Genomic DNA, 13,514 nt, shown 5'->3' on the forward strand with positions numbered 1-13,514 from the left:
CACCGCGATTATCGTGTCCCCGGCATGGTGCAGCTTTTTGGGGTCACCGCTCACGGCCGGCCACGCCGACGCGATTGCCCGTGACATGCCGGCGCGCCGACAATCATGTGGATCCCTGTGAAGGTCTCACATCCTGCCCAGAAAGCGCGCCCTTCTCGCTCTAGAAGGCACCGGCGCCTGCAGCCCTATTGTTGGATGCAAGCCAACCCATGCGGCAGTCTATGGACAAGAGATTTGGTAGTCGGGGTGGGATCCACAGGGCCGTTTAAGTGCATGATATATAAATATAATAAAGAGGGAACATCTGCAGATACCCCCGATGATATTCCAAAAAACACGTCTGGGCGCTTTGCGTTGGCCGACTCATCATTCGAAGTTTATCGAACTATGAGTTGACAGGCCCGTTTGCTTCTTTATTTCGATGTTTTTAGAATGGTGGCGCGGATGGATATCAAGAGTGACACTCCCAATTGGGCTGTCGATGCTCTAGGCGCGCTTGCGCATGAAACTCGGCTGTCGGTGTTCCGCATGCTGGTCAAAGTCGGTCCCGACGGACTGATCGCAGGTGCGATCGCTGAACAGGCTGCAGTTCCGCCCTCAACGATGTCGCATCATCTAGCGACTTTGGAGCGAGCCGGTCTGGTCCGTTCGGTTCGCGAGAGCCGGTTGATCCGCTATAGCGCCGACTTCAGCGGGATGCGCACGCTGCTCGCCTTCCTGATGCAGGATTGCTGCCGGGGGATGCCGGAAATGTGTGCCGACCTGCTCGGTGACGTCGCCTGCTCCGCCCCTTGAAAACCCGACAATCACGATGCGGAGTACACCCGTGAATGACATCATCATCTACCATAACCCGGCGTGCGGCACCTCGCGCAATGCCTTGGCGATGATCCGCAACGCCGGAATCGAACCGCATGTGGTCGAGTATCTCAAGACCCCGCCGTCGCGCGCGATGCTCGAAAGCCTGATAGAGCGCGCAGGGATCAGCGCGCGCGCGCTGCTGCGCGAAAAGGGGACGCCCTACGCCGAACTCGGGCTCGACGATCTCGCCCTCCCCGATGCCGATCTCATCGACGAGATGCTCGCGCATCCGGTCCTGATCAACCGGCCACTGGTCGTCTCGCCGCTTGGCGTATCGCTGTGTCGGCCCTCCGAACTGGTGCTCGACCTGCTGCCGGAAGGCCCGCGCGCAGCCTTTACGAAGGAGGATGGCGAAATGGTGATCGACGCCGAAGGCAATCGCGTTGCTTCTGGGGCGAACGACTGATCATGGCCACTTCTGCAAAGCACGAACGCCTGTCGTTCCTGGATCGCTACCTCACCTTGTGGATTTTCGTCGCCATGGCGCTCGGCATCGCGTTGGGAGTTACCTTCAAGGGGTTGCCCCGTGCCATCGAGAGTCTCTCATGGGGATCAACCAACGTGCCGATCGCCGTCGGCCTGATCGCGATGATGTTTCCGCCCTTCGCACGCGTCCGTTACGAGCAGTTGCCACGCGTGTTCGAGGATAAGCGCATTCTGGCGATCTCGTTGATCCAGAACTGGATCATCGGTCCGGTGCTGATGTTCGCGCTTGCGGTCCTGTTCCTGTCCGACAAACCCGAATACATGACCGGGCTGATCCTGATCGGCCTTGCGCGCTGCATCGCGATGGTCGTCGTGTGGAACCAACTGGCCAAGGGTGATACCGAATATGTCGCCGCGCTGGTGGCGTTCAACTCAATCTTTCAGGTCCTGTTCTTCAGCGCCTACGCGTGGTTCTTTCTGACCTACCTGCCCCCGCTGTTCGGCCTGGCCGGAAGCGTCGTCGACGTGGATTTTTGGACCATCGCCGAAGCTGTGCTGATCTATCTGGGACTGCCGTTCCTGGCTGGGTATCTTACCCGCCGCTGGCTGACGAAGAGCCGTGGCAAGGTCTGGTACGAACAGGCCTTTCTGCCGAAAATCGGCCCAGTGACGCTGATCGCGTTGCTGTTCACCATAGTCGCCATGTTCAGCCTCAAAGGCGGCGACATTATTGCCTTGCCGACCGACGCGATCCGCATTGCCATCCCTTTGACGATCTATTTCGTTGTGCAATTTACGATCAGCTTCTTCATGGGCAAGCTGATCGCCAGCGACTATCCGCGCACCACGGCGGTCGCCTTCACAGCGGCAGGCAACAATTTTGAACTGGCGATCGCCGTCGCCATTGCCGCCTTCGGACTCGCCTCGCCAGTAGCGTTTGCCGCGGTGATCGGGCCGCTGGTCGAAGTGCCGGTCCTGATCGCGCTCGTCAATGTCGCGTTCTGGTTCGGGCGGCGCTGGTTTCCCGATACCGTCCCCGCCTGATCGCCTACTTCTCGTGACCCGCCTGTGACACTGTGGTCTGGATCGGACTGAGCAGCCACGAGATGATCCGCCGTGATCCGGTGCGGATATCGGCGACCGCGCTCAAACCCGATGACAGTCTGACCGGCTTGCCGTCGACTTCGAGCGTGCTGCGATCGAGCCGGATGCGCACGACATACGTCGGACCGAGCTTCTGGTCGGGCACCGCGTCGCGGCTGAGCGAGATCACCTTGCCGGGGATCGTGCCGTAGCGCGTGAACGGGAAGGCATCGAGCTTAACGACGGCACTCTGGCCTTCGCGCACGAAGCCCGCATCCTTGTTGAGCACACGCGCCTCGATCTCGATCGCATCGTCGGTCGGGACGATGACCATCAAAGTACGCGCCGGTTCGACCACGCCGCCGATGGTATGCACCGCCAATTGCTGCACCGTGCCATCGACGCTGGCGACGAGCCGCTGCAGCCCGGACACACGCGCGGCCTTGGTCACTTCCTCGCGCTTGAGGATCGCGTCGCTCTCCGCCACGGCAAGGTCGGCCAGCGCAACGCGGCGGGCCTGTTCACGGGTCTGGTCGATCTGACGCGACAGCTTGGTCGCTTCGGATAGCCCGCGCGATCGTTGCGCTGCGGCGACATCTCGGTCGCCCACCTCGGACCGGCGCTGGCGTTGCATTTCGAGCAGGCGCAGACCCGGTGCATAGCCCTTTTCGTCGAGCCGGTGCATTGCTGCAAGTTCGTGATCGAGAATCGGGATCGTCGCATCCAGCCTTGCGCGTGTCGCTTCAGCCGCATCGGCATCGGACAGCGATGATCGCCGCGCAGCCTCTAGCCCGGCAACACCTGCGAGCACCTCGCCCACTTGCGCCTCTACCAACCTCCGCTGCGTCTCAGCAATCTCCGGCGGCGTGCCGGGAGGCGACACGAACTTCACCCGCGCGCCATTGCCGGAGAGCGCGTCCGCTATCGCGCGATTACGCGCGACGTCGAGTTCGACGCTGAGCAAAGCCTTCTGCGCCTGCTGGAGTTCGGCGGTGGAGAGCGTCGTATCAAGCTCGATCAGCAGCTGCCCCCGCTTGACCCGGTCGCCATCCTTTACCCGAATTGCGCGGATTACGCCGGTTCCAGCCGATTGCACGATCTTGACGCTGCCGGTCGGGATGATCTTTCCGGGAGCAGATGCGACCACATCGACCTTGCCCAGGATGAGCCAGAGGATGGTGACGACAAGCCCGGCCAGCAGCACCCAGCTGGTGATCCGACCCGTCGGCGAAACCGGCGTTTCGATAACTTCCAGCGCGGCGGGCAGGAAGTCGACATCGGATAGCGACCGCGCGCCCGCTTGCTTCGCACGATCCGCCCGAAGCGCCTCGCGTAGCACGCGGAAAGTGTGGGCCAAGCCGCTCATACTTGGGTTTCCGTTCCGATTCCGGCCATCGCCAACCCGGTCTGACGCCGATGCAGATCGGCGTAGCGGCCGCCTGCGCGCAACAGTTCTTCGTGCGTGCCGCGTTCGACGATGTGCCCCGCTTCCAGCGCGATAAGCTGGCTGCACTGGCGTACCGCCGACAGTCGGTGCGCGATGATCAGCACGGTCCGGCCCGCACTCATCGCCTTGAGATTGGCCTGGATGATTTCCTCACTCTCGGCATCGAGCGCGCTGGTCGCTTCGTCGAGGATCAGGATGCGCGGTTTAGTCACCAGCGCGCGCGCAATCGCCAACCGCTGACGCTGCCCGCCAGAGAAATTCGCACCGCGCTCTTCGACGATAGTGTCGTAGCTTTGTGGCAGGCGGACCACGAAATCGTGCGCGCCCGCCAGTCTCGCCGCCTCCATCACCGCCTCAAGCGGCATCGCCGGATTGGACAGCGCGATGTTCTCACGAATCGAACGGTTGAACAGCAGATTCTCCTGCAAAACCACGCCGATCTGCCGCCGCAGCCACGACGGATCGATCTGCGCAATGTCCACCCCGTCGATCAGGATGCGCCCGCCTTGCGGCACATAGAGCCGCTGCAACAGCTTGGTCAGCGTCGATTTGCCAGAGCCGGACGAGCCGACGATGCCGAGCGAGGTGCCCGCTGCGATGTTCAACTGAATGTCGTCGAGCGTCCAAGGCCCGTCGACCCCGTAGCGAAACTTGACGCCTTCGAAGGCGATGTCGCCCTTGATCGCTGGCAGTGCGGTGCGGCTGCCCGAACCGGGTTCGGTAGGCTGGTTGAGCACGTCCCCCAGCCGGGCGATCGCGATCCGGACCTGCTGGAAATCCTGCCACAACTGCGCCATGCGGATCACCGGGCCAGACACGCGCTGGGCAAACATGTTGAACGCGACCAGCCCACCAACGGTTAGTTCGCGGTCGATCACCGCAGCCGCGCCGAAATAGAGGATCGCGGCCAGGTTCAGTTTCGAGATCAGCTGGATTAGCTGGCTGCCGGTATTGCCGAGGTTGATGACCCGCTGGCTGGCGTGGCTGTAGCCTGCCAGTTGCCGCTCCCACCGCTCCTGCCATTGCGGTTCGACGGCGCTTGCCTTGACCGTCTGGATGCCGCCGATGCTCTCGACCAGCAGCGCGTTGTTCGCGGCGGCGCGCTCGAACTTCTCCTCGATCCTCGCCTGCAGCGGCTTGGTCACCAGCAGCGCGACGAGCACGTAGCAGGGGATTGTCAAAACAGAGATGATGAACAGTTTGACCGAATAGACATACATCACGACGAGGAACACGATGGTGAACATCGGATCCACCAGTACCGTCAGCGAGGCGTTGGTCAGAAACTCGCGGATCGTTTCGAGCTGGCGAACGCGCATCGCGATATCGCCCACACGCCGCGCCTCGAAGTATCCGATCGGTAGTCCGAGCAGATGGCGGAACAGCTTTGCACCCAGCTCCACGTCGATCTTTTGGCTGGTCTGCGAGTAAAGCCGCGTACGCAGCCATCCGAACGCGGTTTCCCAAACCGAGACCGCGACATAGCCGATCGCCAGCACGGTCAGGGTGTCGATCGTATTGTGGACCAGCACCTTGTCGACCACGTTCTGGAAGAACAGCGGCGCGGCCAGCCCGAGCAGGTTGATAGCCAGCGTGATCAGCAAGACCTCACCGATCAGCCGCCGGTACTTTATTATCTGCGGCACGAACCAGCTGACATCGAACCGCCCGGATTTGCCCGCGATGGACTCACGCGTGGTCACCAGCACGAGTTCGCCCGACCAGATCGTTTCGAGTTCGGCACGCGTCAGCTTACGGATGGACAGGGTGTTGGTGCCAGGCTCCGGCGTGGTCAGTTGAACCAGCACCTCGTCACCTGACACTCGGCCCAGCAGAAACCAACCCTGCTGCCCGTTGGCGAGCGCTGGCAGCGGCGTCGTTTCGAGCTTGTCGAATGTCGTGCGGATCGCACGCGCGCGAATACCCGCTTCACTGCCCTGCTGCTTGGCCAGGCGCAACAGATCGCCGTCCTCGATCGGACGGAAGTGCCCAAGCGAATGGCGCAGTTGTGCGGGATCGATCGCGATACGGTGGATCGCCAGCAACGCGGCAAAGGCGATCAACCCACTGTCGTCGGTATCCCGGCCAACGGTTTGTGCGGACGCGGAAGAGGTTTGGGTCTCGCTCATGGCCGCGTAGTCTTTCTGCGTGCCGCTTGCCTCGGCTTGGGCGTTCCGACAGTTCCAGGGATGGGTGCCAGGTTCGGCGTCGTCGCAGGCTCGATCGCAGGCATCGCAGTTGCCGCTGCCATCTCGGGCGCAGCATCGGGCAACGACGGTTGTTCCAGATCGCGCTGCACGGCTGCGGGTCGCACCAGAGTGTCAAGACCACGCGCCACTTGCTCCCACGGCAGGCTACCGCGTCGGGCGGCTTTGCGTGTGTTGATCTCGGGATCGTAGAGCGGTGTCTGCGTCAGGATCGCGCCCACTTCGAGCAATCCGAGCTGGCGCAAGAGCGAGGCCTGAGCGACATAGAGATCGCGGCGCGTTGCGACCAAGGCGATTTCGGCCTCGCGCAGCGAACCATGCGCAAACAGCACATCGAACGTCGAGCGCAGGCCCGCGCGGTATTCCTCGAACGTGCCCTCGTCGAGTACGGCTGCAGCTTCGCGTTGCGCGTCCTGAATCACCAGGTTGCGCTGCGCGGTCATTACCGCGTTCCAGGCATTGACCACGCCCTGCACCATCGTACGGCGTGCGGCTTCGATCCGCTCTCGATCGGCGCTGTTGCGATCGCGCGCCTGCTCGACCAGCGAGCCGACCCGCCCCCCCTGCGACAGCGGAACGGTCAGCACCGCCTGCCCGATGAAATCCTGATCATCATTGCGCAGGTCGAAAGGCGAGGCCGGCCCGCCGATGCGGGCGATCCCGCGCAACGAAAGCGTCGGACGGGCCAAGGCGCGCGCCGCAGCAATCCGCGCACGCGATGCTCGTTCGGCAGCAATGGCCAGCGCTAGTTCGGGGTTCAGGCGCTGCGCCATATCGAAGGCAGCATCGAGCGATTGCGGCAATTGCGGCAGCGGCGGCTCTGGGGCCAGCGTACCGGGTTCTCGCCCCACCAGTGCAGCATAAGCAGAGCGATCCTGCGCCAGTTGCTGCTCGGCGATGTTGGTCGTGGCGATCGCCGAATTGATCTGCGTTGCGGCCTGCGCGATGTCGGTGCGGGTGAGTTCGCCGGCTTCGCGGCGAGCAGTCACTTCCTGCAACGTCGCCTCGAACTGCTTGAGGCTGGCTTTGCGCAAGCCCAGCGTGCGCACGTCGCGGCGAATGTCGGAATAAGCGATGATCACGCTCAGCAGCAGGTCGCCTTCGGTGACGCGCAAGTCCTCGCGCCCTGCATATATCGCCGCGCGCGCGGCGGCGGCTTCGGCGCTCGCCCTGCCTCCTGTGCTCAGCGGCTGATCGACCACCAGTTCGGCGGAAAGCCGGTTCGAGGTGATCGTAGGCGAGGTAAGCTGGTCGACCAGCGGGCGATTGGCCTGCGTGATCCGACCCGGCACTGTCTTCGTATAGTTTCCGGTGATCTGAACCAGTGCCGAAGGTCGCAGGTCCGCCAGCGACTGCGCATAGTCCTCATCGGTTGCGCGCAATTCATAACGGCGCGCCTGCAACTCAGGAGCGCTACGATAAGCCGCATCAAGGGCGCTTGCCAACGTTTCGGTCGACGGGCCTTCGCTTTCATCGTCCGGCGAAACTTCGAGCCGAGGAACCTGCCAATCGCCCGAGACGCGCGTCGCGCCATCGGCACGGCGCGGGAAAGTAGGCGCAGTCATCGCGCTGGCCTGCGTCACGAGCAGGCTCGTCAAGACGCCTGCAATCAGGCCCGATCGTGCGAAACGCATGCGCCGCTCACTTAACCGTGTGGTCAGCGTAAGCGCAGGCGGCGAGCTGTACCGTCCTTTCGGACCCTGCCCATGTGACAAGCACGCCTGTCGCCAAAGTTCTGGCTGACCGGGTCGCGAGCATTAATTCCTGCCTCCATTACTTCGTGTATTCAAAACCGCGCCGTCCACGGCTCGCGAACGGACGGCTCAATGCTCGCAACAGCATCCATCATATCTGCTTGGTACGACATGCCCCGCAGACGCCCCCAACCCGCAGGAATGACTGCAGGGCGGCAGATCCGCATCCGTGGGTTTGGCCAGTAGTCCAACGTGAAGACAGATCAGTGACAGATCCATGAGCCTGCCAAGTCTAGTGTGCTGCGACAAGAAACCGCCTGGCAGCATCGGTCACATATAGACCCTCTTGGTGTATAATTCGAAAATTACTTTATTATACAATCCTATAACCCGATAGATTACTTGATTTCGACCAGATATCTCCGCTTTATTGTAAAATCTGCGCACCCGTCGGACACGATATCTCTACACCGTGACCCGTTCGATTGCCGATCTGTCCGACTAGCATCGACTCGCTACGCATGTTGCGTCGCCTCCCAGCCCGCCCACGCCCACCTTCATGACCGGTCAGGCGGGGTGCTGCCAGCACCGATGACCCAAGGTTTTGATGGATTCCCAATGGTCTGAGACGCCTTCTGCTCTACCGACAAGCGCGAAAGCGAATTCACGGATATGTCACGATTCTGACTAACGGCATGGTTAATACTTTTGCGTCTTGAATATATTACGTATTGCCAGCCCATTTCTCCGTTTAATTCATCAATAATTCGAGAGATTACTTGATCGCCAAGTAGATCTCGCGATTGTTCACGAGGATATCCGATCATGACCATCGATCTGTCGACTTATGTACGTGTCGGTCGCTACGACCTTCCCGAACCCACGCGCAGCGCGCACCCGGTGAACAGTTTGTTGGCGCAGGAAGCTTCGGGCGTCGCGTTCAACTGGGACACCGGCACGTTGTTCATCATCGGCGATGGCGGCCAGTCGGTCACCGAAGTAACCCTGACCGGCCAGTTCGTCAGCACGATGACGCTGGCACTCGGAAGCAGCCCGCAAGGCACCGAATTCTATGATCCGGAAGGCATCGCCTACATCGGCAACGGCCAGTTCGTCATGACCGAAGAGCGCGATCGGCAGGCAGTCCTGTTCACGTATCAAGCGGGCACCACGCTGGGTCGTGCCGACACCAAGACGGTCGATCTCGGCACGTTCTCGCCCAACCTCGGGCTCGAGGGCCTGAGCTACGATCCGCTCACCGGCGGCTTCATCTTCGCCAAGGAAAAGCAGCCGATCGGCATTTTCCAGACGACGATCGATTTCAACGCGGGCACGGCCAGCAACGGCTCGCCGACGACGGAGAATTCGATCGACCTGTTCGATACTTCGCTGCTCGGACTGACTGACGTCGCCGACGTCTTCGCGCTGTCGAACATCGCGTCGCTCACCGGGACTGCCGAGGCTAGCAACCTGCTGATCCTCAGCCAGGAATCGGGCAAGATCGTCGAAGTCGACCGTTCAGGCACCGTCCTCAGCACGCTCACGCTCCAGTCCGATCCGGGCAACCCGCTGAACATCGCAGCCCAGGGTCATGAAGGCATCTCCATGGGTCCTGATGGCACGATCTACGTTGTCAGCGAAAACGGTGGCGGCGATGCCGACCACCCGCAACTGTGGGTCTACAAGCCCTCGAACGGCATCAACGCCGCTCCGACCGACATCAGCCTGGTTAACCAGACGAACGCTCTGCTCGAAAACACCAGCACCGCAACGCGCGTGAAGGTTGCGGACGTGCAGGTAACTGACGATGGGCTTGGCACCAATGCGCTGAGCGTCAGCGGTGCGGACGCAGCCTTCTTCGAAGTCGACAGCACCGGCCTGTACGTGAAGGCCGGGACGACGATCGATTATGAAACCAAGACCAGCTACAACGTCACGGTCAACGTCGACGATACCACGCTGGGCGCCACGCCCGATGCGAGCACGGCCTTCACGCTCGATGTGACCGACATCGTCAATGAGACCGCGCTGCCGACCGTCTACATATCGGAGGTCGCCCCTTGGTCGAGCGGCAACAGCCCGATCGGTGCCGACTGGTTCGAAGTCACCAACGGCGGCACCACCGCTCTCACCATCACCGGCTGGAAGGTCGACGACAACTCGAACAGCTTTGCCAGCGCGATCACGCTCAACGGCATCACCAGCATCGCGCCGGGTGAATCCGTGATCTTCATGGAAGCGAGTTCGCCCACCACAGCGGTTGCTGCATTCAAGAACACGTGGTTCGGCGCTAATGCACCCGCCGGACTGCAGATCGGCACTTACACCGGGTCGGGCATTGGCCTGAGCACCGGCGGTGATGCGGTCAACCTTTACAATGCATCGGGCGTTCTTCAGGCAAACGTCGTGTTCGGCTCCTCGCCAACGGGTCCTTACACCACGTTCGACAACTCAGCCGGGCTCAACAACGCCACGATCAGCACCGCCAGCGCCAACGGCGTCAAGGGTGCGTTCAAGGCGGTCAACGATCAGGCCGAAATCGGCTCGCCCGGTACGGTCGCCGAATTTGCGCCGGTGATCAGCTCGGACGGTGCGGGATCGACCGCGCTGATCCAGATCAACGAAAACACCACGGCGGTCACCACCGTCACCGCGACGGACAAGAACTTCGGCGACGTTGTCTCCTTCGCGATAACTGGCGGAGCCGACGCGGCCAAGTTTGCGATCGACAGCGCTACCGGCGCACTCAGCTTCATCGCCGCTCCGAACTTCGAATTGCCGAACGACGCCGGACAGAACAACTTCTACGACGTTGTCGTGACCGCCAGCGATGGCAGCCTGAGCGACGCGCAGGCGATCCAGGTCAAGGTCAACAACGTCAGCGATACCGCTCCGTTCATCACCTCGAACGGCGCTGGTGCAACCGCTGCGGTCACCGTCGCTGAAAACGTCGGCGCCGTCACCGCCGTAACCGCAAGCGACGATCTGGGAGATGTACTGGCATACAGCATTTCCGGTGGCGCCGACGCGGTGAAGTTCACCATCGACAGTGCAACCGGAGCGCTCTCGTTCGTCAACGCGCCAAACTTCGAACGGCCTGCCGATGCAGGTGGTGACAACGTCTATGACGTCGAAGTTGCGGTCAGCGACGGCACTTACTCAGACAGTCAGGCGATCGCTGTCACTGTGGGCGACACTGCCGACACGACCTCGAGCCAGACGCCTTACCTCTTGCCCGTAGCAGGCAACGTGACGGTTCAGGCGATCCTGACGACCGGCGATACGGTCAGCAAGGTTGGCGGCGGCACGTACCGCATGGCTGGCATCCCAGACGGTCTGGGCATGTTCGACAATGGCGACGGCACGGTCACTGTGCTGATGAACCAGGAAATCGGCGCGTCCGGTGGCGCTCCGCTCGGTGTGGTTCGTGCGCATGGTGCCGCAGGCGCCTTCGTCACGCAGTTGGTCATCGACAAGGCGACATTGGGCGTGATCTCGGGCGAGGACGCAATCAAGACGGTGAAGCTGTTCGACGACGCGACCGGGACCTTCGTCACCGCATCGAACTATGCGATCAACCGCCTGTGTTCGGCCGATCTTGCCGACGCCTCGGCCTACTACTGGGTCGATCCTGAGACCAGCATCGCCTATGGCACCGAAAGCCGAATCTTCATGACTGGCGAGGAAAGCGGAACCGAAGGCAAGCAGTTCGCCGTGTTCGTGACCGGCGCCGAAGCCGGCACTGCCTACGAATTCGCCGATAGCGGTCTGTTCTCGTGGGAGAACAACCTCGCCAGCCCGTTCGCACAAAAGAAGACGATCACCATCGGCCAGGACGATGGTCAGAACGGCCAGGTCTATGTCTACGTCGGCGAGAAGCAGGCAACCGGCAGCGAGTTCGAGAAGGCTGGCCTCGAAGGCGGCCACCTGTTCGGCATCAAGGTGAACAACCTGATCAACGCGATTGCGGCCAACAGCAACGAAACAGACGGCACCGCAGCATCGGGCCGCTTCACGCTTAGCGACCAAGGCGAAGTCGGCGCGCTAACCGGCGCGCAGCTCGATGCACAGAGCGAAGCCGCAGGCGTGACCAGCTTCCAACGTCCGGAAGATGGCAGCTGGGATCCGACCAACCCGAACGTCTATTGGTTCGTCACCACGGCCAGCATCACCGGCCAGTCACGCCTTTACAAGATGACGTTCGACGACATCACCAACCCCGAACAGGGTGGTACGATCGAAGCCGTACTCGACAGCAACCAGCTGCCGGTCAACGACATCGTCGGTCCGCGCATGATGGATAACATGACCGTCACCGCGGACGGCAAGATCCTTATCCAGGAAGATGTCGGCAACAACGCCTTCCTCGGCCGTGTGCTCGAATACGATCCGGTCACCGATCGGCTTACCGTTCTGGCCAAGCACGATCCTTCACGCTTCGTCACCGGTGGGGCTAACTTCCTCACGCAGGACGAGGAATCCTCCGGCGTAATCGACGTTACCAGCACATTCGGCGATGCGACTCACAAGGCCTACCTGCTCGATACGCAGGTCCACAAATTCGTTGGCGGCGAACTGGTCGAAGGCGGCCAGCTCCAGTTGGTCAAGGTCGCACTTAACGCACCTGTCATTGCGGGCGGCGATAGCGCGGCGGTCTCCGTCGCGGAGAACACCACGACAGTTGCCACCGTCACCGCGACCGATGATGTGATGGATACCGTCAGCTACAGCATCACTGGAGGTGCCGACGCGGCGCTCTTCAGCATCAACGCTGCGACCGGCGCACTGTCGTTCGTCACAGGTCCCAACTTCGAATCCACGCCGCCAACCAGTGCACACCCTATACGGTCTCCGCTCACCTGCTCTACGAGAATTCGGATCCGTTTCGCCTGACCGAACCTGGCGTCGTCCTCGACGCACGTGACGCCCAATATGCCGCGATCGACGCCCGCACGGTGCGGGTCACGGGCTCTCGCATCGAGGAGAGACCCTATACCGTCAAACTCGAAGGTTCAGGCGCAACCGGATACCGGACGATGGTTTTCAGCGCGATCGCCGACCCCAAACTGCTCGCGCGCTTCGATGAATGGCTCGGCAATCTCAGTGCCTTCTTGCGCTTGGGAATATCCAGTGTTCTCGGCATCGGCAAAGATGAGTACACGCTTGAGTTTCGGCCCTATGGCCAAGGTGTTCTCATTCCTCCATCGCCCGCCGCGCCGCCGCACGAGGTTGGCCTCATGACCCTGGTTTCGGCGGCGACACAAGAAGTCGCGACCGACATTGCGCGCTATTGCAATCCGGTGTTGCTCCATTTTCCCCTTAATGCTGATGATCCGCTGCCAAGTTTCGCCTTTCCCTTTTCGCCGGCAGAGGTGGAGCTGGGCCGCCAGTATGAGTTCAAGCTCAACCACGTTGTGCATCTCGACCGACCCGACCAGCTATCGCGATTGGTGATCGAAACGACAGGGGAAGCGGCACGTGGCTAAGCTTGGCGAAATTGCGAGATACGTCCGCTCGAAAAATGCCGGACCCTTTTGGGTTACGATCGATATTTTTTGCCCCGATCCCGAGAGTTTCCAGCGTATCTCTGAGGCGCCCGAACTGACGGCGCGAGCGATCGCCGCCCTTTACGGCATCTCGGAAAATGGCATCCACCGGTTCCGCGTGCCATCGCTGCATGTGCTCAAGATAAGCTTTCCGCGCCCGACCGCTCAAGGGTCACCAGGTGATGCGGATTCGCATGCAGGCCAATTGTTCGTACCCTTGCTCTCCGTCGAGATCGATCAGAAGTCATGA

At 61.5% G+C, this 13,514-nt stretch carries 9 protein-coding genes; 6 read left to right on the top strand and 3 right to left on the bottom strand.

What is annotated here, in order from left to right:
• Positions 1-444 precede the first annotated feature (444 nt).
• Genes GGQ88_RS09575 through arsB form a run of 3 tightly spaced genes read left to right on the top strand, consistent with a single transcriptional unit; the run spans position 445 to position 2,331 of the window.
• Positions 445-795 (top strand): ArsR/SmtB family transcription factor, encoded by a 351-nt coding sequence (locus tag GGQ88_RS09575; protein ID WP_183612949.1) that lies wholly within the window; start codon positions 445-447, stop codon positions 793-795.
• A 16-nt stretch (positions 796-811) separates the two neighbouring features.
• Positions 812-1,267, top strand: coding sequence for an arsenate reductase (glutaredoxin) (gene arsC, locus GGQ88_RS09580; RefSeq protein WP_183612950.1), 456 nt, complete (start codon positions 812-814; stop codon positions 1,265-1,267).
• A 2-nt stretch (positions 1,268-1,269) separates the two neighbouring features.
• On the top strand, positions 1,270-2,331 hold the full coding sequence (gene arsB, locus GGQ88_RS09585) for an ACR3 family arsenite efflux transporter (RefSeq protein WP_183612951.1): 1,062 nt from the start codon (positions 1,270-1,272) through the stop codon (positions 2,329-2,331).
• Positions 2,332-2,335: 4 nt separating this feature from the next.
• Here the strand turns inward: arsB and GGQ88_RS09590 are convergent, their stop codons facing one another.
• Genes GGQ88_RS09590 through GGQ88_RS09600 form a run of 3 tightly spaced genes read right to left on the bottom strand, consistent with a single transcriptional unit; the run spans position 2,336 to position 7,658 of the window.
• Positions 2,336-3,736, bottom strand: coding sequence for an HlyD family type I secretion periplasmic adaptor subunit (locus tag GGQ88_RS09590; protein ID WP_183612952.1), 1,401 nt, complete (start codon positions 3,734-3,736; stop codon positions 2,336-2,338).
• Positions 3,733-5,946, bottom strand: coding sequence for a type I secretion system permease/ATPase (locus GGQ88_RS09595; RefSeq protein WP_183612953.1), 2,214 nt, complete (start codon positions 5,944-5,946; stop codon positions 3,733-3,735). The genes GGQ88_RS09590 and GGQ88_RS09595 overlap by 4 nt, the downstream gene beginning before the upstream one ends.
• Positions 5,943-7,658 (bottom strand): TolC family protein, encoded by a 1,716-nt coding sequence (locus GGQ88_RS09600; protein ID WP_183612954.1) that lies wholly within the window; start codon positions 7,656-7,658, stop codon positions 5,943-5,945. Before GGQ88_RS09600 ends, GGQ88_RS09595 begins: the two co-directional genes overlap by 4 nt.
• An 885-nt stretch (positions 7,659-8,543) precedes the next feature.
• Between GGQ88_RS09600 and GGQ88_RS09605 the strand changes: the two genes are divergently transcribed.
• From GGQ88_RS09605 to GGQ88_RS09615, 3 genes are read left to right on the top strand one after another with little or no spacing between them, the layout of a single operon-like run.
• Positions 8,544-12,611, top strand: coding sequence for an SdiA-regulated domain-containing protein (locus GGQ88_RS09605; protein ID WP_183612955.1), 4,068 nt, complete (start codon positions 8,544-8,546; stop codon positions 12,609-12,611).
• The gene (locus tag GGQ88_RS09610) at positions 12,608-13,204 is read left to right on the top strand and encodes an acyclic terpene utilization AtuA family protein (protein ID WP_425490438.1); all 597 of its coding nucleotides are present in this window, start codon (positions 12,608-12,610) and stop codon (positions 13,202-13,204) included. The genes GGQ88_RS09605 and GGQ88_RS09610 overlap by 4 nt, the downstream gene beginning before the upstream one ends.
• Positions 13,197-13,514, top strand: coding sequence for a DUF4387 family protein (locus GGQ88_RS09615; protein ID WP_183612956.1), 318 nt, complete (start codon positions 13,197-13,199; stop codon positions 13,512-13,514). The genes GGQ88_RS09610 and GGQ88_RS09615 overlap by 8 nt, the downstream gene beginning before the upstream one ends.

Origin of the sequence: Novosphingobium hassiacum (genome assembly GCF_014196055.1) — a bacterium.
Lineage (GTDB): Bacteria > Pseudomonadota > Alphaproteobacteria > Sphingomonadales > Sphingomonadaceae > Novosphingobium > Novosphingobium hassiacum.

Coding starts and splice junctions, on each gene's coding strand:
- GGQ88_RS09575 (WP_183612949.1), top strand. CDS start 445: ATGGATATCAAGAGTGACACTCCCAATTGGGCTGTCGATGCTCTAGGC.
- arsC (WP_183612950.1), top strand. CDS start 812: ATGCGGAGTACACCCGTGAATGACATCATCATCTACCATAACCCGGCG.
- arsB (WP_183612951.1), top strand. CDS start 1,270: ATGGCCACTTCTGCAAAGCACGAACGCCTGTCGTTCCTGGATCGCTAC.
- GGQ88_RS09590 (WP_183612952.1), bottom strand. CDS start 3,736: ATGAGCGGCTTGGCCCACACTTTCCGCGTGCTACGCGAGGCGCTTCGG.
- GGQ88_RS09595 (WP_183612953.1), bottom strand. CDS start 5,946: ATGAGCGAGACCCAAACCTCTTCCGCGTCCGCACAAACCGTTGGCCGG.
- GGQ88_RS09600 (WP_183612954.1), bottom strand. CDS start 7,658: ATGCGTTTCGCACGATCGGGCCTGATTGCAGGCGTCTTGACGAGCCTG.
- GGQ88_RS09605 (WP_183612955.1), top strand. CDS start 8,544: ATGACCATCGATCTGTCGACTTATGTACGTGTCGGTCGCTACGACCTT.